The sequence below is a fragment of the Pseudomonas sp. DWRC2-2 genome, assembly GCF_049897885.1.
Taxonomy (GTDB): Bacteria; Pseudomonadota; Gammaproteobacteria; order Pseudomonadales; family Pseudomonadaceae; genus Aquipseudomonas; species Aquipseudomonas azotoformans_A.
In genome coordinates this window covers 42,936-61,383 of record NZ_JAFCXD010000014.1, presented here as the reverse complement: position 1 = coordinate 61,383, position 18,448 = coordinate 42,936, and the positions used below count along the sequence as shown (strand labels likewise).

Genomic DNA, 18,448 nt, shown 5'->3' with positions numbered 1-18,448 from the left:
ACCCGGCAGGACGCCGGGTTAGCCGCGCTGGGCCAAGGATGGCCCATCGCGGCGGCCCACGCTCCAAAGCCGGAGTGAGGGCACACCGAGCCTAGGCGAGGTGCCGAGTGTTGGGGCGAAGGCCTTTTGGTTACTTTTGGGCCTCTCCAAAAGTGACCCGCCGTAAGGGCGGAACCATAAGCCGCCGTTACCTAAATAACGGATATGTACCCCTACCCCCCTCACAAATTCTCATACCGATTCATATCCAACACCCCCTCCTCCACCGGCGTAGTCTCACGAATATACGCCGACAAATCATGGAAATACTGCCAAAACAGCGGATGACTACGCCGCACACCCCAGCGATCCACAATCTTCTCAAACCGCTTGGCATCCTTGGCCCGCTCCATTTCAGCCACAAACTCCGGCACTTCCTGGGCCGGAATATTGAACATAAAGTTCGGATAGCTGCTCAACACACCCGGATAGATGGTCACCGTATCCAGGCCCGGCTGATAGCGATAAGCCTCACCCAACAGAAACGCCACATTACTGTGAGCACGATTGCGCAACATGCTGTAAACCACACGCTGACCACTGGCAGTCTCAACCCGCAGCATCGTCGCTTCAGGCAATTGATCGATAACCTTGAGCCCAGCGGCCGGGCGTGACGTCAGGCGGCTCAGCGCCTGCTCCGCATCCTGAATGGCGGGGTCGACACCATCACGGGAACAATAGGCGCCCATGCAACGGTTGATCGGATCCGGGCTCGCATTCAAATCACCGTAACGCGCCAGCAACTGGTTGGCAAAGTCGCGCTTCGGATCATTTTCGCTCAGGTGCAGGCCGGTAGCCTTATCGTCATCAATCGCCTCATAGTCCAGCCACAGCTTGAGTTTGCCGCTGTTCTGATACCAATCATCCATAAAGTCATCGCGGGAATCAGCCGGCATCAGGCGCAGGAAGTTCTGCTCGGCGCCATTGCGGATCAGGTCGAAGTACAACCGGGTCTGGGCCTGGTGCGACACGTTGCCGAACACATCGAAGTTCACCGCCAACTGGTAATAGGTGCGCTCCAGCAGCGGGTAGTCGAACAGCCACATCGTCTGCGGCACCTCGCCGATCAGGCCTTTGGTGACCGAGGCGCTGTCGAAGTGGCGGAAGATGCTCAGCAAGGCATTGTCATTACCGGCCCACAGGCTCGACCAGCTGGGCGGCGGCAAGTCGGCATAGCTGTCGCGGCGCAGGGCCTCGTAAGCATTGCGCTTGTCGCGGTAAGCCAACCATAGGCTGAGCACACTGCCGACGTCATCGTTCTGCCCCGGCATGGCCAACAAGGGCGTGGCCTGGCCGCGATAGCGCGCATCGGTGATGTACAGGTCGTGGTCCGGGTCCTGAAAGAGGGTCCAGAAGTTGTCGCGGATCACGTCCGTGGCGATCTGCCCACGGCACACCGGCCCACGGATAAAGGTGCGTACGAAGTACTCGGCGTTGTCCAGCATGAACTGGTAACGCGCCTTGGCCGGGATGGCTTCGAAGGTTTCGAACGGATTGGCGCGACGGCCTGGGCCGTACCCCGGTAACGCGTCGACCTGCCAGTTGCCGGCGTAGAACAGCTCTTTGATACGTGCCATTTTCTCGGCACTGAACGGGTACGTGATGTGGGTCTTATGCACGATCACGCCCTGCACCGGCCACAGGCGGTAATACACACGGGTGCCTGGGTCATCATTGGGGCGACGGGTGGCGATCAGGTCGATTGGCTGGCCGCTTGGCGTACGCGAGCGCACCCACTGGAAGAAATGCCCTGGCTCGCCGTTTTCAAAATAGATATGCGCGAGGAACAAGTGCTCGAACAGCCAGCGAGCCACCAGGCTTTCCCGCGCTCCGGGCTGGTTGAACAGGTTTTCCCACTGTTGTACCTGCAGAGCTTCCTTGGCACTGGGCGCCAGACCTTGCTCGTCGATAGGTGCGCCGGACGCGAGCCAGCGTTGCAGGGTCTGGTACTGCTGGTCCGTCAGGCCTGTGACCGCCAACGGCATGCCTTCCTTGGGATGGGCACCCGCGTAAGCGTTGAACTCACCCGGCATGGCGCACATGTTTTCACGGTTCAGGCCCAGCACGATGTCTTCAGGCAACTTGGCGTTGGGCTGCAACGGTGCGTTATGGCCCAACTCCAGCATGCGCGCCATCAAGGCAGCCTGGCTGCCCTGGGCGTCCAGCACTGAATAGAAGCCCTTTTGCTGCCAGGCTTGCTTACCAAACGCGTCATAAAACAAACGGGTGGTCGGCGTCGCCTGGCTGCGCTCGCCATCGTAGACCGGCACTTTGCTGGCGCCACGGGCTGCGCCTTCGCCACTGCCCAGGTTCAGTTGGCAGGCGGAGTCGTAGCAGGCGTGGCAGGCCACGCATTTCTCGGTGAAGATGGGTTGAATGTCGCGGGTGTACGAAATCGCCGGGGCGGGTCCGTCGGCCTGTGCAATGCAGGCGACCAGTGCCAGGACGGCGCTGGTGATGAGGCGAAGTGACATGTATCCGGTCCCGATTCAATACGTACGCTGAAAATTTGCCGGTGATTCTACCGGGCCACACCCCACAACAACATGAACGATATTCATGCAAAAACTGCGCATGCTCTAAATCGGCACAGGTTTGTTATGATTCACGCCCTCCGAAATGCCTGACCAGAGTAGTCCCATGTCCGATCGTAGCGTTCGTCTGCAAGCCCTTCATCAAGCCCTCAAGGAACGTATCCTGATCCTCGACGGCGGTATGGGCACGATGATCCAGAGCTACAAGCTTGAGGAAAACGACTACCGTGGCAAACGCTTCGCCGATTGGCCAAGCGACGTCAAGGGTAACAACGACCTGCTGGTGATCACCCGTCCGGACGTGATCGGTGGCATCGAAAAAGCCTACCTGGATGCCGGTGCCGACATCCTCGAAACCAACACCTTCAACGCCACGCGCATCTCCATGGCCGACTACGGCATGGAAGAACTGGCCTATGAGCTAAACGTAGAAGGCGCACGCCTGGCGCGCAAGATCGCCGACGCCAAGACCGCCGAAAACCCGGCCAAGCCGCGTTTCGTCGCCGGCGTGCTCGGCCCGACCAGCCGCACCTGCTCGTTGTCGCCCGACGTGAACAACCCCGGCTACCGCAACGTAACCTTCGATGAGTTGGTGGAAAACTACACCGAGGCCACTAAGGGCCTGATCGAAGGCGGCGCCGACCTGATCCTGATCGAGACCATTTTCGACACCCTCAACGCCAAGGCCGCGATCTTTGCCGTGCAGGGCGTGTTCGAGGCATTGAACATCGAACTGCCGATCATGATCTCCGGCACCATCACCGACGCCTCCGGCCGCACCCTGTCGGGCCAGACCACCGAAGCGTTCTGGAACTCCGTGGCCCACGCCAAGCCGATTTCCGTGGGGCTGAACTGCGCCCTGGGTGCCAGCGAGCTGCGTCCGTACCTGGAAGAGTTGTCGAACAAGGCCAACACCCACGTTTCTGCGCACCCGAACGCCGGCCTGCCGAACGAGTTCGGCGAGTACGATGAATTGCCGTCACAAACCGCCAAGGTCATCGAAGAGTTCGCCCAGAGCGGCTTTCTCAACATTGTCGGCGGTTGCTGCGGTACCACGCCTGGCCACATCGAGGCCATCGCCAAGGCCGTGGCCGGTTACGCGCCGCGCCAGATCCCGGATATCCCGAAAGCCTGCCGCCTGTCGGGCCTGGAGCCGTTCACCATCGACCGCAGCTCGTTGTTCGTCAACGTCGGTGAGCGCACCAACATCACCGGCTCGGCCAAGTTCGCCCGCCTGATCCGCGAGGACAACTACACCGAAGCCCTGGAAGTCGCCCTGCAGCAGGTGGAAGCCGGCGCCCAGGTGATCGACATCAACATGGACGAGGGCATGCTGGATTCAAAGAAGGCCATGGTGACCTTCCTCAATCTGATTGCCGGCGAGCCGGACATCTCCCGCGTGCCGATCATGATCGACTCCTCCAAGTGGGAAGTGATCGAGGCTGGCCTCAAGTGCATCCAGGGCAAGGGCATCGTCAACTCCATCAGCATGAAGGAAGGTGTGGAGCAGTTCATCCACCACGCCAAGCTGTGCAAGCGCTACGGCGCCGCCGTGGTAGTGATGGCGTTCGACGAAGCCGGCCAGGCCGACACCGAAGCGCGCAAGAAAGAGATCTGCAAACGCTCCTACGACATCCTGGTGAATGAAGTGGGCTTCCCGCCGGAAGACATCATCTTCGACCCGAATATTTTCGCAGTCGCCACCGGGATTGAAGAGCACAACAACTACGCCGTCGACTTCATCAACGCCTGTGCCTACATCCGCGATGAACTGCCCTACGCATTGAGCTCCGGCGGCGTGTCCAACGTGTCGTTCTCGTTCCGTGGCAACAACCCGGTGCGTGAGGCGATCCACTCGGTGTTCCTGCTGTATGCGATCCGCAACGGCCTGACCATGGGCATCGTCAACGCCGGCCAGCTGGAGATCTACGACCAGATCCCGGCCGAGCTGCGTGACGCCGTGGAAGACGTGGTGCTCAACCGCACGCCGGACGGCACCGACGCCCTCCTCGCCATCGCTGACAAGTACAAGGGCGACGGCAGCGTCAAGGAAGCCGAGACCGAAGAATGGCGCGGCTGGCCGGTGAACAAGCGCCTGGAACACGCGCTGGTCAAGGGCATCACCACGCATATTGTCGAGGACACCGAAGAATCGCGACTGTCGTTCGCGCGCCCTATCGAAGTGATCGAAGGCCCGCTGATGTCCGGCATGAACATCGTCGGCGACCTGTTTGGCGCGGGCAAAATGTTCCTGCCCCAAGTGGTGAAATCCGCCCGCGTGATGAAGCAGGCGGTGGCGCACTTGATCCCGTTCATCGAGCTGGAAAAAGGCGACAAACCCGAAGCCAAGGGCAAGATACTGATGGCGACCGTAAAGGGCGACGTGCATGACATCGGCAAGAACATCGTCGGCGTGGTGCTGGGTTGCAACGGCTACGACATCGTCGACCTCGGCGTGATGGTGCCGGCGGAGAAGATCCTGCAGGTGGCCAAGGAGCAGAAGTGCGACATCATCGGGCTGTCCGGCCTGATTACGCCGTCCCTGGACGAGATGGTGCACGTGGCCCGTGAGATGCAGCGCCAGGACTTCCACCTGCCGCTGATGATCGGTGGCGCCACCACCTCCAAGGCGCACACGGCGGTGAAGATCGAGCCCAAGTACAGCAACGATGCCGTGGTGTATGTCACCGACGCCTCGCGTGCGGTCGGCGTGGCGACTCAGTTGCTGTCCAAGGAGCTGAAAGCCGGCTTCGTGGAGCGTACCCGCGAAGAATACGTGGAAGTGCGTGAACGCACCGCAAACCGCAGCGCCCGCACCGAACGCCTGAGCTACCCGGCCGCCATCGCCAAGAAGCCGCAGTTCGACTGGAGCACCTACACGCCGGTAGTGCCGACCTTTACCGGCGCCAAGGTGCTGGACAATATCGACCTCAAGGTGCTGGCCGAGTACATCGACTGGACGCCGTTCTTCATTTCCTGGGACCTGGCGGGGAAATTCCCACGCATTCTGACTGATGAAGTTGTCGGTGAAGCGGCGACCGCGCTGTACGCCGATGCCCAGGAAATGCTCGCCAAGCTGATCGACGAAAAACTCATCAGCGCCCGTGCAGTGTTTGGTTTCTGGCCAGCCAACCAAGTCAAGGACGATGACCTGGAAGTTTACGGCGAAGACGGCAAGCCGCTGGCGACCTTGCATCACTTGCGCCAGCAGATCATCAAGACCGACGGCAAGCCGAACTTCTCCCTGGCCGACTTCGTGGCACCCAAGGACAGCGGCGTGACCGACTACATCGGTGGTTTCATCACCACCGCCGGCATCGGCGCCGAAGAAGTGGCCAAGGCCTACCAGGACGCGGGCGACGACTACAACTCGATCATGGTCAAGGCCCTGGCCGACCGCCTGGCCGAAGCCTGCGCCGAGTGGCTGCACCAGCAAGTGCGTAAAGACTACTGGGGTTACGCCAAGGACGAGCAACTGGACAACGAGGCGCTGATCAAGGAGCAGTACAGCGGCATCCGCCCTGCCCCGGGTTACCCGGCGTGCCCGGACCACACCGAGAAAGGCGCCTTGTTCCAACTGCTGGACCCGGAGGCACGTGAGATGGAAGCGGGCCGCAGTGGCGTGTTCCTCACCGAGCACTACGCGATGTTCCCGGCGGCAGCGGTCAGCGGTTGGTACTTTGCCCACCCGCAGGCGCAGTACTTTGCCGTGGGCAAGATCGACAAGGACCAGGTGGCGAGCTATACAGCGCGCAAAGGCCAGGACCTGAGCGTGACCGAGCGTTGGTTGGCGCCGAACCTGGGTTACGACAACTAAGCCCGGCGGGATTGTCTATGCTGTCCCTCACACACCTTGTGTCGAGGGATGTATGGACGATCCAGTCAACAACAAGCCCCCTACCTTCTGGCAAATGCTGCACAGCGTGATGGCGGCTGCGTTTGGCGTGCAAAGCGGCAAGAACCGCGCCCGCGACTTCACCCACGGCAAACCCAGCCACTTTGTCGTGTTGGGCATTCTGTTCACGGCGGTGTTTGCCTTGACGCTGTTCGGCATCGTCAAGCTGGTGCTGCTGTTGGCCGGTGTCTAGCGCAGCAGCAGTTGCAGGCTGAACGGGTAACGGTAGGACGCCGGCTTGCCGACGGCAGACAGTGCGCGAAAATCGACAGGCGCCATGGGCCCCAGCAAGCGTTGTGCCTGGGAGGCGTCTATCAGCTGGAACAGCGCCTCCTGGCGGTCACGCCCACCATGGGCGCTGATATCCACGCCCTTGGCGTCATCATTGATCAACACCATCGCCCAGCCGCCCAGGGTGAAATGCCCGGCGACCAGCGTACTCAAGCGCCCCTCCAGCCGCGCCTGCAAGATCTGCGGCGAACTGTTCACCGCGCTGAACAACACCTCCTTGCCCGGCACGTGCCCGCTGTCCTGCAACGCCTGCATGGCACCCAGCGCCATCTCGTCGTTGGCCGACCACACCAGCGTGGTCTGCGGATAGCGCTTGAACAGCAGCGTGGCTTGCTCGAACGCACGTTGACGGCTCCATTCGCCGTAGACCAATTGATGCAGGCGTACTTCAGGGTGCTCGGCCAGGGCGCGGTGCAAGCCCTGTTCACGCAATTGCGCGGCTGGGGTGGTCTTGGTGCCGGAGAATGCCAGCAGGTCGATGGTCTCACCGGCTGCGACCGGACCGTGCTGGCGCAATAGATCGGTGAGCATCAGGTAGCCGGCCTGTTCGTCGTCGGCAACCATGCTGGCGATCCAGCCTGCACTGTTGCCGAGCAATTGCACCTGATCGGCGGTCAGCGCGTTGTTCACGATCAGCAGCTTCACCCCACTGCCCTGGGCCATGCGCAGGATCTGCGGGGCGACGTACTGCTCGTTCACCAGCACCAGATAATCCGGCCGCTCGCTGCCTTGCAGTGCTTCGCGGGCCTGGCTCAGGGTGTTATGGGCGTCACGCTCGGCATAGCGCACACGCAAATGCAGGCCGAGGTCCTTGGCACCGGCCTGCATGAATTGCGCGTAGCTGACCCAGAAGGTTTCCGTCGACATGCCAGGGTTGAGAAACACCACCGACGTGGCATGGGCCATCGCCCCGTACGCCGATCCCAGCAACCACACACACGCAATCAGCACCTTCGACATGGATGTTCAAGCCTTGAATATTGACCGCCATGATAGTGGCATTGCGACAGTCAATCGAGGCTGTTTACTGGTGGCTTACCCAGAACACGGCAGTTCCCACGACCAGAATGATCAGGAACAGGATGGCCCAGGCATCAACGGTACTGTCGGGTTTACGGGCTTTTGTCGGATTGCTCATCGCATCGCCTCTTGTCGGTTTTATAGGTGATTACGTTCAAACACGCTCACAGTAAAGTTGACGATTGCCCGCATGACAAATGTGGGTATGGCGATAACGGTTCTCATTAGGCGATTTGGTTATTTGCATATACTCAAACATCACTTTTGCGCATAAACGCAAACTGGTATCGTGCGCCGGCTCCGTTGGGAGTGCGCGGCCGTGCGCGCAGATTTGCCGAGAACAGGACCTATATGTACGTATACGACGAATACGATCAGCGCATCATCGAGGACCGCGTCAAGCAGTTCCGTGATCAGACCCGACGCTACCTAGCAGGTGAACTGAGCGAAGAAGAGTTCCGCCCTCTGCGCCTGCAAAATGGCCTTTATGTTCAGCGCTTTGCGCCGATGCTGCGGGTGGCCGTGCCCTATGGCCAACTGACGTCGCGCCAGACGCGCATGATGGCCAAGATTGCCCGCGACTTCGACAAAGGCTATGCCCACATCAGTACCCGCCAGAACGTACAGTTCAACTGGCCGGCGCTGGAAGATGTGCCGGACATCCTGGCTGAGTTGGCCACCGTGCAGATGCACGCCATTCAGACCAGCGGTAACTGCCTGCGCAACGTGACCACCGACCAATTCGCCGGTGTTGCCGCCGACGAGCTGATCGACCCGCGCCCCTGGTGCGAAATCGTCCGCCAATGGACCACCTTCCACCCGGAATTCGCCTACCTGCCGCGCAAGTTCAAGATCGCCATCAATGGCTCGACCTCGGACCGTGCGGCCATCGAAGTGCACGATATCGGCCTGGAGCCGGTGTACAACGCAGCGGGCGAGCTGGGCTTTCGCGTATTGGTCGGTGGTGGCCTGGGCCGTACCCCGGTGGTCGGTGCCTTCATCAACGAATTCTTGCCGTGGCAGGACCTGTTGAGCTACCTCGACGCGATCCTGCGGGTCTACAACCGCTACGGCCGTCGTGACAACAAGTACAAGGCCCGGATCAAGATCCTGGTCAAGGCGCTGACCCCTGAGGTGTTCGCCCAGAAAGTCGACGCCGAGATGGAACACCTGCGCGGCGGCCAGACCACCCTGACCGAAGCCGAAGTGCACCGCGTCGCCAAGCACTTCGTCGACCCTGAATACAAAGCCCTGAGCAATCAGGACGCCGAGCTCGCAGCGCTGGATAAAGAACACCCAGGTTTCGCCCGCTGGCGTGGCCGCAACACCCTGGCGCACAAGAAGCCGGGCTACGTGGCGGTGACCCTGTCGCTGAAACCGACCGGTGTTGCACCGGGCGATATCACCGACAAGCAGCTGGACGCCGTCGCCGACCTGGCCGAGCGCTACAGCTTCGGTCAACTGCGCACCTCCCACGAGCAGAACATCATCCTCGCGGACGTTGAACAGAGCCAACTGTTCACCCTGTGGGGCGAGCTGCGCGAAGGCGGTTTCGCCACGCCGAACATCGGCCTGCTGACCGACATCATCTGCTGCCCGGGCGGCGACTTCTGCTCCCTGGCCAATGCCAAGTCGATCCCGATTGCCGAATCGATCCAGCGCCGTTTCGACGATCTGGACTACCTGTTCGACATCGGCGAGCTGGACCTGAACATCTCCGGTTGCATGAACGCCTGTGGTCATCACCACGTCGGCCACATCGGCATCCTGGGCGTGGACAAGAAAGGCGAAGAATTCTACCAAGTGTCCCTGGGTGGCAGCGCCAGCCGCGATGCGAGCCTGGGCAAGATCCTCGGCCCATCCTTCGCCCAGGAAGCCATGCCTGAGGTGATCGGCAAGTTGATCGATGTGTACATCGAACAGCGCACCGAAGATGAGCGTTTCATCGACACCTACCAGCGCATCGGCATCGACCTGTTCAAGGAGCGCGTCTATGCAGCGAATCATTAAGAACAACGAAGTCCTCGACGAAACCTGGCACCTGCTGCCCAAGGACGCGAGCTTCGACGGCATTTCCAACTGCGACGACCTGATCGTGCCGTTGGCCCTGTGGCGCGAACACGCGCACGCCCTCAAGGCCCGTGACGGCGGCCTGGGTGTCTGGCTGGACGCTGAAGAAGAGGCAGAAGAAATCGGTGACGACGTGGAACACTTCCAGGTCATCGCCCTGAACTTCCCGGCCTTCACCGACGGCCGCAACTACTCCAACGCGCGCCTGCTGCGTGACCGTTATGGTTACAAAGGCGAGCTGCGCGCGATTGGCGATGTGCTGCGCGACCAACTGTTCTACCTGCGCCGCTGCGGGTTCGATGCCTTCGCCCTGCGCGCCGACAAAGACCCGTACGAAGCGCTGGAAAGCCTCAAGGACTTCTCGGTGACGTACCAGGCCGCCACGGATGAACCGCTGCCGTTGTTCCGCCGTCGCTGAGTCTTGGTGCATGAAAAAGCCCTGGCATGCCAGGGCTTGTTTTATGCATTGAGTTTGATCGACGCCAGCACCTGCTTTTGCCCCATGCTGCACGGCACACCTTCGGGCTGCGCCCGCACCGCGTCGATCACTCCCAGCAATTGCGCCTTGCTGTGAGCGAGTTGCGCTTGCATCTCTTCGATCTGCGCGACCTTGCGCTCCAGCGCCTCGATCAGCTCTTCACGCTTGTGCTCACCCGGCGCCGGCATCAGCGCCTTGAGTTCCTGCAAGGTAAAACCGGCCTGTTGCGCGCTCTGAATCAGCTGCAACGTCTGCAATGCTTCCGCCGAGTAGCGCCGATAACCATTGGCCTGGCGCCCCACCTGGCTGATCAGCCCCTCGGCCTCATAAAAGCGGATGCGCGACGCCGCCAGCCCACTCTGCTTTGCCAGCTCACCAATATTCATCACCGCCCCTGCTTGACATTAAAGTTAACTTTAAGCTTAGCCTGAGGCCTCCCCCGCTCAGGAGTCAACCCATGTCACCCTTTGAAGCCCTGCAACTGCCCAATGGCCAAGTCCTCTCCAACCGCATCGCCAAGGCCGCGATGGAAGAAAACATGGCCGACGGCAATCAGGCACCGTCCCCTGAACTGAAGCAGCTGTACAGGGCTTGGGCGCAGGGCGAGCCTGGCTTGTTGATCACCGGCAACGTGATGGTCGACCGCCGCGCCATGACCGGCCCTGGCGGCGTGGCCCTCGAAGACGAGCAGCACCTGGCTAGCTTTCGCGAGTGGGCCGACGTGGCGCGCGACAACGGCGTGCACTTCTGGGTACAACTCAGCCATCCAGGCCGCCAGACCCCGGCCAACCTGCGCCAGCAAGCCATTGCGCCGTCCGCCGTGGCGCTCGACCTGGGCGGTTTCTCCAAGATGTTTGCCACGCCCAAGGCCATGACCGGGGACGATATCCAGGATGTGATCCAGCGCTTTGCCACCAGCGCACGCCTGGCTGAAAAAGCCGGGTTTACCGGCGTACAGATCCACGGCGCCCATGGCTACTTGCTCAGCCAGTTCCTGTCGCCGTTGAGCAACCAACGCACCGACCACTGGGGCGGTTCCCTGGAAAACCGCGCGCGGCTGTTGCTGGAAGTGATCCGTGCGGTACGCGCCAACGTCAGCCCGTCGTTTTGTGTCGCCGTCAAACTCAACTCCGCCGACTTCCAACGGGGCGGTTTTGCAGAAGCCGACGCACGCGCCGTGGTCAAAATGCTCAACCCGCTGCCCATCGACCTGCTGGAATTATCCGGCGGCAGTTACGAAGCACCGGCCATGCAAGGCGAAGCGCGTGACGGCCGTACCCTGGCGCGGGAGGCGTACTTCCTGGAGTTCGCCAGCCAACTGGCGACCATTGCGAAGATGCCGGTGATGGTCACCGGCGGCATCCGTCGCCTGCCCATCGTGCAACAAGTGCTGGACAGCGGCGTCGCCATGGCCGGGATCGCCACGGCCCTGACCCTGGAACCGCAGTTGATCCAGCACTGGCGTGAGGGCCGCGACCCCAACCCACAACTCAAGCCCATCGATTGGAAGCGCAAACCCCTGGCCTCCCTCGCCGTCCTTGCCGTGGTGCGCTACCAGATGCGCCGCCTCAGCCGCGGCCATTTGCCCAAGGCCAACGTCGCGCCGTGCATGGCGCTGGTGCGTGACCAATGGTTTCTGGCGCGACGCACCCGGCAATACCGGGCGGCCATGACGCAATCTTCACATTAAAGGATGAACATCCGCCGTGATCGAACTGTCCCCTATTGATCAGCAGTTTTTAACCTCACTGACGATTGGAGTTCTTCATGGCGAAAATCAACCTGGCCCAGCAATTGGCGACCACCCTTGAACAGGCGGGGATCAAGCGCATCTGGGGCCTGACCGGCGACAGCCTCAACGGCCTTACGGACGCCCTGCGCACCATGGACAGTATCGAGTGGATGCATGTGCGTCATGAGGAAGTGGCTGCGTTCGCCGCCGGCGCCGAAGCGGCGGCCACCGGAGAACTGACCGTGTGTGCCGGCAGCTGCGGGCCGGGCAACCTGCATTTGATCAATGGCCTGTTCGACTGCCATCGCAATCATGTGCCGGTGCTGGCAATTGCCGCGCAGATTCCGTCGTCGGAGATCGGCCTGAACTACTTCCAGGAAACTCATCCGCAGGAACTGTTCAAGGAGTGCAGCCACTTTATCGAGCTGGTCACCAACCCCGAACAGATGCCTCACGTGCTGCACCGCGCCATGCGTTCGGCGATCCTCAATCGCGGCGTGGCGGTGGTGGTGATTCCGGGCGATGTGTCGCTGCTGGAAGTCGAAGACAAGCTCAAGCCGTGGCCCGCCTTGCATGCGCCACGCGCGCTGCCGGCGGAGCAGGACCTGCAACGCCTCACCGAGATCCTGGAAAGCAGCCAGAAAACCACCCTGCTGTGTGGCAGCGGCTGTGCCGGCGCCCATGACCAGGTGGTGGCCCTGGCCGACGCCCTCGGCGCTCCCGTAGTGCATGCCCTGCGCGGTAAAGAGCATGTGGAATGGGACAACCCTTTCGACGTGGGCATGACCGGCCTGATCGGCTTCAGCTCTGGCTACCATGCCATGCTCGACTGCGACACCTTGATCATGCTCGGCACCGACTTCCCCTACCGCCAGTTCTACCCAACCGACGCCAAGATCATTCAGGTCGACCGCAACCCGCAGGCCCTCGGCCGCCGCGCCACACTGGACCTGGGCATTGCCGCGGATGTCAGCGAAACCATCGGCGCCCTGCTGCCGCGCCTGACGCGCAAGACCGATCGCAGCTTTCTCGAAACGTCCCTGAAGCATTACGAGAAAGCCCGCCAAGGGTTGGACGACCTCGCTCAACCCTCAAAAGCCAATCGACCGATTCACCCGCAATACGTCGCACGTTTGCTCAGTGAATTGGCGGATGACGATGCAATCTTTACCGCCGATGTCGGATCGCCCACCGTGTGGGCTGCGCGCTATTTGAAGATGAATGGCAAGCGCCGCCTGATCGGTTCGTTCAACCACGGCTCGATGGCCAATGCCATGCCCCAGGCCATTGGTGCCCAGGCAGCCTTTCCGGATCGCCAGGTGATCTCGATGTCCGGTGATGGTGGTTTCGCCATGCTGATGGGGGACTTCATCTCGTTGGCACAGCTGAAACTGCCGGTAAAGGTCATCGTGTTCGATAACTCTTCCTTGGGGTTCGTAGCCATGGAAATGAAGGCTGCGGGCTATCTGGATACCGGTACCGAGCTGAAAAACCCGGACTTCGCCGCCATGTCCAACGCCATGGGCATTCTTGGCATTCGCGTGGAGCAATCGGAAGACCTGGAACCGGCCCTGCGCCGCGCCCTCGCCCATGACGGCCCGGTGCTGGTGGACGTGGTTACCGCGACCCAGGAGCTGGTGATGCCGCCGACCATCAAGCTGGAACAGGCCAAGGGGTTCAGCCTGTATATGCTCAAGGCGGTGATGAGTGGCCGTGGCGATGAGGTGATCGAGCTGGCGCGCACCAACTGGTTGCGCTAGCGCAAGGAAGCACCGTAGCGGACCACTACTTCGGTGATCACCTCGACCATGCGTGGGTCCGCCTCCGGCGCGCTGAACAGGCGGAACTCGGCATCGGGCAATTCGGGTAACCCGTGCTCGGCGCCGAGTACCGTCAAGCCGGGCACCAGTTGGCTGCGCGCGATCGGTGCAATGGCAAACCCCGCCAACGCAGCGGCATGCAGCGCCGCATAGCTTGAGCACAGCATAGCGGTACGCTGAACGATTCCCGCCTGGGCCAGACGTGAAAGCGCCGCTTCGCGATAAGGGCAAGGCTCGGGAAACAGCGCCAAGGGCAAGGGCGTCGGCAACGTCGTCAGCGGTTGCGCAGACCAGGCCCATACCAACGGCTCCTGCCACAGCGCCAGGCCAGGCTCGCTGGACTCGCACAATGAACCCACGACCACATCCAATTCGCCCAGCTTCATCAACGCCAGCAATGAACCGGGAATACCCACCTGCACAGTGATTTGCAGGCCGGGGTATTGCGCGGCAACCTCCTGCAACTCGCGCAACAGACGCGCATCCGCGAACTCTTCCGACACTCCAACGCGCAGATTTCCTTCAAATGCCGAGCGCGTCAGCTCGGCCCAGGCATTGCGATTCAGCGCCAGGATGCCCCGTGCGTAGGCCATCAAGCGTTCACCGTCCGGCGTCAGTTGTTGAGAGCGTGTGGTACGGGTGAGCAAGGGCTTGCCCACCTGTTCCTCCAAACGACGCAGATGCCCGCTGACCGCCGATTGGGTGAGGTGCAAACGTGCAGCGGCGCGGCTGAAGCCTTCTTCATCCACCACGGCGACAAAGGTTTTTAGCAGGACGGTATCGAACATATTCTTAAAACAAATTAATCAGGTAATAAAACACGATTTATATTTCACTTAGCGTTATGTTGCAATGCTTGGGTCATCTTTCTCCGAGACCCGCCATGACCACCCTCCTGCACATCGAATGCTCACCGCGCAAACAGCGCTCCGCCTCTTTGGAAATCGCCCGCCAGTTTATCGCGCGGTATCAGCAGAACGCGCCCGACACCCAGGTCAATACCCTGGACCTCTGGGCGCTGGACCTGCCCGAATTCGACGGCCCGATCATGGACGCCAAATACGCCGGGCTCAGTGGAACGCCCTTGAGCGAAGAACAAGCCCTCGCCTGGGAAACTCTGAAAAGGCTGGCGGCCCAACTGCATCAGGCTGACGTGCTGGTGTTCTCGGTACCGCTGTGGAATTTCACCGTGCCCTACAAGCTCAAGCACTTTATCGACGTGGTGTCGCAGAAGGACGTGTTGTTCGAATTCAGCCCGGAGCACGGGTTGCGCGGGCTGCTGCGCAACAAGACGGCGGTGAACGTGTATGCGCGGGGTATGGATTTTTCGGCGCCGGACACCCAGGCGATGGATTTCCAGAAGCCTTACATGGAGGCCTGGCTAGGCTTTATCGGGGTGACGGATGTGCACTCGCTGTACGTGGAAAAGACCATCCTGGGGCCGGAAGTCGATCAGGCATCGCGCCTGAAGAGCACAGCGTTGGCGCTGTTGCTTGCGGATCAGTTGGCCTGACAACACGCAAAAGACCCGGCCGCTTTGGCCGGGTCTACAGCGGTCAACCGTGCTGTTTTTCGACCCACTTGCCGTAGGCATCGATAAACGCCTGCAAGAACGGCTTAGTCTTTTCCGAGACCTTGCCCGCCTCGTCAAACACACTGCCCGCGCCGCCCAGATAGGCCTCCGGCTGCTGCATGCACGGCACATCGAGAAACACCAGGGACTGGCGCAGGTGATGGTTGGCGCCAAATCCACCAATCGCACCCGGCGATACACTGATGATCGCCCCCGGCTTGCCACTCCAGGCGCTCTGCCCGTAAGGCCGCGAACCGACGTCGATGGCGTTCTTCAACGGGGCGGGCACGGAGCGGTTGTATTCCGGGGTCACGAACAACACCGCGTCGGATGAACTCACGTGTTTGCGGAAAGTACTGTAGGCTGCCGGCGGTGTCGCCCCGTCAATGTCTTCGTTGTAGAGCGGCAAATCGCCAATTTCCACAATGTTCAACTTCAGGTTGGCCGGGGCCAGTTCGGCCAGTGCCAGTGCGACCTTGCGGTTGATCGAGTCTTTTCTCAAGCTGCCGACCACGACGGCTACGGTGTAGACCTTGCTCATTGGGGTTTCCCGACGTCTGACTAAAGGAGCTTGTAGTTATAGAGTCTTCGCGGCGTGTTCACCAGAAGGTTTTGATATTCCTGCGGGCGTTTGCCTGGCACTGCGACACGTAGGAAGCATCTGAAAATATCAGCGAATAGTATTTTTATTCCGTAAGTAAACTACCCCGCTCCATGACGGTCTACAGAACCGCAAATCGAGTGTTTATCTCCAGAGGTTCTAAACAGATGGCAGCAGTATTAGTCGGACAGTTTCATGCCAGAGACGCAGAAGGACGCGTGTATTCGGTGCATGAGTTCCAGGAATCCAACCCGGCGCAAGGCGACCTGGCTGGCTCGGCACCTACCACCACCTACAAGCTGGCCATTGGCGACCGTGTAGAGAAACTGGAAGGCGACGAATTCAAGTTGATCCAATCGGGCACCATTCTTGTGCGCGAATCGCAAACCACCCTCGCGTCATAAGATCTCGCCCTATCCACCTGCTCAGTCCTGGCCATTGACGGCATTGACTGGGCTGGGGTGATCACGGACGACGGATTTCCGTGACCTCGATGCCCTGCTCTCCCTGCACCTTCTTCAGCGTGACCATCAACCGCCCCCGCTCGCCTTCAACGGCATACAGCGAACGCTGGTAGCCCGCCGAGTTGTAGCCCGGATGCGCGACCACCTGCCTGACCAACTCCATGCCCAGCACCGAGCCCACCTGCTCGACCACCTGTTCCTGGGAACGGATATAGGCTTCAAGGGCCAGGTTTTCCGGCGCGGTTTCGTTCTGAGTGTCGAGGAGATAAGCAGCCACGCAGCCGACGGTCACCAGGACCAGCAGTTGCTTGGCCGTTACCCCGAGAAAAATCGAGGGTAAAGGCATATGAGACCAGACCTGTTTTTGTTGTTAATGCCGGTAGCCGGCTGTGGTCGTTGATGATCAGCGCAGCCATTCTATTGAATACCCGGCCCGCTGCACATAGACTCCGGCGATGCGTTTACGTCATATCGAAGTGATTCAGGCCATCTTGCAGACCGGACACCCAGGCTTGGCCGCCGAGTGGTTGCAACTCTCCGTGGGCGATGTGGAAGCCGCGCTCAAGGACGCCGAGCAGCAGCTGGGCTTTATGTTGTTCGCCAGTGTGCGTGGACGCTTGCAGGCCACCCGGGAAACCCTGGAACTGCAAGCTGAGATCGCCCACGTCTATGAAGCGCTGGAGCCGGTGCAACGTCTGGCCAGCCGCTTGAAACACCATCATGCCCCCACTCTGCGCGCCCTCTGCACGCCGCCCCTGGCCAATCAACTGCTACCGCAAAGCATTGCAGCGTTGCGCCGACGCTTTCAGGACACACCGTGCAACCTGTCGAGCCAACCGACCCGAGAGATCGTCAGGAGTTTGCTGCTGCACGAAGCCGATGTGGGTTTGAGCCTGCATGACCCGGAACACCCGCAAATCCACAGCACGGTATTAGCCCAGGGCAAACTGCAATTGCTAGCCCCCCACGGCTGGCTCAAGCCCAAGCAAAAATACATCGCGCTTCAGGACCTGGCCGGGCAATCGATGATCGGCCTGGAAGGCCAGGACCCGCTCAGCCGCCTGCTGGATGCCAAGCTGCAAGCCCTGCGCCCGCTACCCGTGGTGCAGACACGCGTACAGACTTACCAAATGATGCGCAGCATGGTGGAAGCCGGAGAAGGCCTGGCAGTGGTCGACCCCTTCACCGCGTTCGGCGCGCGTGAGGCTGGGCTGGATGCCTGCCCGGTGTCGCCGCCGATCATGGTCAGCCTGTACGCGCTGACCCTCAAGGATGGCGTGACTTCGCCCGCGCTTAATGCGCTGCTGGAAATCGTGACGCAAAAGGCCGAGGGCCTGTTGGCAGGTTAAGGCTTGTCGACTTCGCTCTTGAACAGCCGATACCAAAAAATCGCCACTTCACGGGTTTGCGGATCGATGCCGCGATAGCGCAGGTGATCGACCCCGCCCATCACATAACCGCAACGCTCGTACAATCGACAGGCGCCCAGGTTGTTGTTCTGGGTTTCCAGCATCATGCCCGGCAGGTTCTTCTTGCGACTCCAGAACTGCGCCACATCCAGCAACGCCTTGGCCACCCCATGACGCCGCGCAGGCAAGGCCACCGCCAGTTCGTCGACGTGGGCAAAACCATTCCAGTTGGTGCTGACCACGATATGTCCCACCGGGCGATCATCCAGGTAGGCCATGAAGATCGCGCTGTCGGGCGCGTCACGGAAGCTGGCGAATTCTTCAGGATCGATGCCATAGCACTTGCGGTACGGCAGGATGCGCTCCACGGGCCATTGATCGACCCGCTTGCCCATCTGCGGCTCACCGTAGGCACTGACCTCAAAGCTGAAGTCATTGCCCCACACGTAGGCATCAAAGCCTTCGTCGGCGACCCTTACACTGAGCCCCGGATACTTCGGGTTCATTACAGCTTGCATAACC

The 18,448-nt window shown here is 60.8% G+C and carries 16 protein-coding genes; 9 read left to right on the top strand and 7 right to left on the bottom strand.

The genetic code is table 11. The annotated features are described in order from the left end of the window. Window positions 1-221: 221 nt before the first annotated feature. Window positions 222-2,513, bottom strand: coding sequence for a fatty acid cis/trans isomerase (locus ACP7EW_RS30655; RefSeq protein WP_426221792.1), 2,292 nt, complete (start codon window positions 2,511-2,513; stop codon window positions 222-224). Between the two features lie 166 nt (window positions 2,514-2,679). Between ACP7EW_RS30655 and metH the strand changes: the two genes are divergently transcribed. Both metH and ACP7EW_RS30645 read left to right on the top strand, forming a co-directional pair. Then, on the top strand, window positions 2,680-6,390 hold the full coding sequence (metH, locus tag ACP7EW_RS30650; RefSeq protein WP_426221791.1) for a methionine synthase: 3,711 nt from the start codon (window positions 2,680-2,682) through the stop codon (window positions 6,388-6,390). 52 nt (window positions 6,391-6,442) lie between these two features. Continuing rightward, window positions 6,443-6,661 carry a DUF2970 domain-containing protein gene (locus ACP7EW_RS30645; RefSeq protein WP_033902258.1) on the top strand — a complete coding sequence of 73 codons (219 nt, stop codon included), beginning with the start codon at window positions 6,443-6,445 and terminating at the stop codon, window positions 6,659-6,661. On the opposite strand, the gene ACP7EW_RS30640 is transcribed toward ACP7EW_RS30645, so the two are convergent. Continuing rightward, a complete protein-coding gene (locus ACP7EW_RS30640; protein WP_426221790.1) occupies window positions 6,658-7,719 on the bottom strand; it encodes an ABC transporter substrate-binding protein in 1,062 nt (353 codons plus the stop codon). The genes ACP7EW_RS30645 and ACP7EW_RS30640 overlap by 4 nt on opposite strands. Window positions 7,720-8,130: 411 nt before the next feature. Here ACP7EW_RS30640 and ACP7EW_RS30635 point away from each other — a divergent pair, with 411 nt between their 5' ends. Both ACP7EW_RS30635 and ACP7EW_RS30630 read left to right on the top strand, forming a co-directional pair. Continuing rightward, the gene (locus ACP7EW_RS30635) at window positions 8,131-9,789 is read left to right on the top strand and encodes a nitrite/sulfite reductase (RefSeq protein ID WP_426221789.1); all 1,659 of its coding nucleotides are present in this window, start codon (window positions 8,131-8,133) and stop codon (window positions 9,787-9,789) included. Continuing rightward, window positions 9,773-10,267, top strand: a complete 495-nt coding sequence (locus ACP7EW_RS30630) for a DUF934 domain-containing protein (RefSeq protein ID WP_033902261.1) — start codon at window positions 9,773-9,775, stop codon at window positions 10,265-10,267. The genes ACP7EW_RS30635 and ACP7EW_RS30630 overlap by 17 nt, the downstream gene beginning before the upstream one ends. A 41-nt stretch (window positions 10,268-10,308) precedes the next feature. Here ACP7EW_RS30630 and ACP7EW_RS30625 read toward each other — a convergent pair whose 3' ends face one another. Beyond that, window positions 10,309-10,713 (bottom strand): MerR family transcriptional regulator, encoded by a 405-nt coding sequence (locus ACP7EW_RS30625; RefSeq protein ID WP_426221788.1) that lies wholly within the window; start codon window positions 10,711-10,713, stop codon window positions 10,309-10,311. Between the two features lie 71 nt (window positions 10,714-10,784). On the opposite strand from ACP7EW_RS30625, the gene ACP7EW_RS30620 reads away from it, so the two are divergent. Then, the gene (locus ACP7EW_RS30620; RefSeq protein ID WP_426221787.1) at window positions 10,785-12,017 is read left to right on the top strand and encodes an NADH:flavin oxidoreductase/NADH oxidase family protein; all 1,233 of its coding nucleotides are present in this window, start codon (window positions 10,785-10,787) and stop codon (window positions 12,015-12,017) included. A gap of 77 nt (window positions 12,018-12,094) precedes the next feature. After that, the gene (gene poxB / locus ACP7EW_RS30615; RefSeq protein ID WP_426221786.1) at window positions 12,095-13,819 is read left to right on the top strand and encodes a ubiquinone-dependent pyruvate dehydrogenase; all 1,725 of its coding nucleotides are present in this window, start codon (window positions 12,095-12,097) and stop codon (window positions 13,817-13,819) included. Here poxB and ACP7EW_RS30610 read toward each other — a convergent pair. After that, window positions 13,816-14,667: a LysR family transcriptional regulator gene (locus ACP7EW_RS30610; protein ID WP_426221785.1), complete on the bottom strand. Its 852-nt coding sequence runs from the start codon at window positions 14,665-14,667 to the stop codon at window positions 13,816-13,818. The genes poxB and ACP7EW_RS30610 overlap by 4 nt on opposite strands. Before the next feature lie 95 nt (window positions 14,668-14,762). Between ACP7EW_RS30610 and ACP7EW_RS30605 the strand changes: the two genes are divergently transcribed. Next, on the top strand, window positions 14,763-15,392 hold the full coding sequence (locus ACP7EW_RS30605) for an FMN-dependent NADH-azoreductase (protein WP_426221784.1): 630 nt from the start codon (window positions 14,763-14,765) through the stop codon (window positions 15,390-15,392). 43 nt (window positions 15,393-15,435) lie between these two features. Here ACP7EW_RS30605 and ACP7EW_RS30600 read toward each other — a convergent pair whose 3' ends face one another. After that, window positions 15,436-15,993: an NADPH-dependent FMN reductase gene (locus ACP7EW_RS30600; protein ID WP_016979713.1), complete on the bottom strand. Its 558-nt coding sequence runs from the start codon at window positions 15,991-15,993 to the stop codon at window positions 15,436-15,438. Window positions 15,994-16,220: 227 nt separating this feature from the next. Between ACP7EW_RS30600 and ACP7EW_RS30595 the strand changes: the two genes are divergently transcribed. After that, complete coding sequence (locus tag ACP7EW_RS30595) at window positions 16,221-16,457, top strand: hypothetical protein (protein WP_016979714.1); 237 nt, start codon at window positions 16,221-16,223, stop codon at window positions 16,455-16,457. A 61-nt stretch (window positions 16,458-16,518) separates the two neighbouring features. Here the strand turns inward: ACP7EW_RS30595 and ACP7EW_RS30590 are convergent, their stop codons facing one another. Beyond that, window positions 16,519-16,863 carry a hypothetical protein gene (locus ACP7EW_RS30590; protein WP_061436484.1) on the bottom strand — a complete coding sequence of 115 codons (345 nt, stop codon included), beginning with the start codon at window positions 16,861-16,863 and terminating at the stop codon, window positions 16,519-16,521. A 109-nt stretch (window positions 16,864-16,972) separates the two neighbouring features. On the opposite strand from ACP7EW_RS30590, the gene ACP7EW_RS30585 reads away from it, so the two are divergent. Continuing rightward, entirely contained in the window at window positions 16,973-17,866 is an 894-nt protein-coding gene (locus ACP7EW_RS30585) for a LysR substrate-binding domain-containing protein (protein ID WP_426221783.1), read from the top strand. Here the strand turns inward: ACP7EW_RS30585 and ACP7EW_RS30580 are convergent. Next, window positions 17,863-18,444, bottom strand: a complete 582-nt coding sequence (locus ACP7EW_RS30580) for a GNAT family N-acetyltransferase (RefSeq protein ID WP_177112536.1) — start codon at window positions 18,442-18,444, stop codon at window positions 17,863-17,865. The genes ACP7EW_RS30585 and ACP7EW_RS30580 overlap by 4 nt on opposite strands. Window positions 18,445-18,448: the final 4 nt, after the last annotated feature.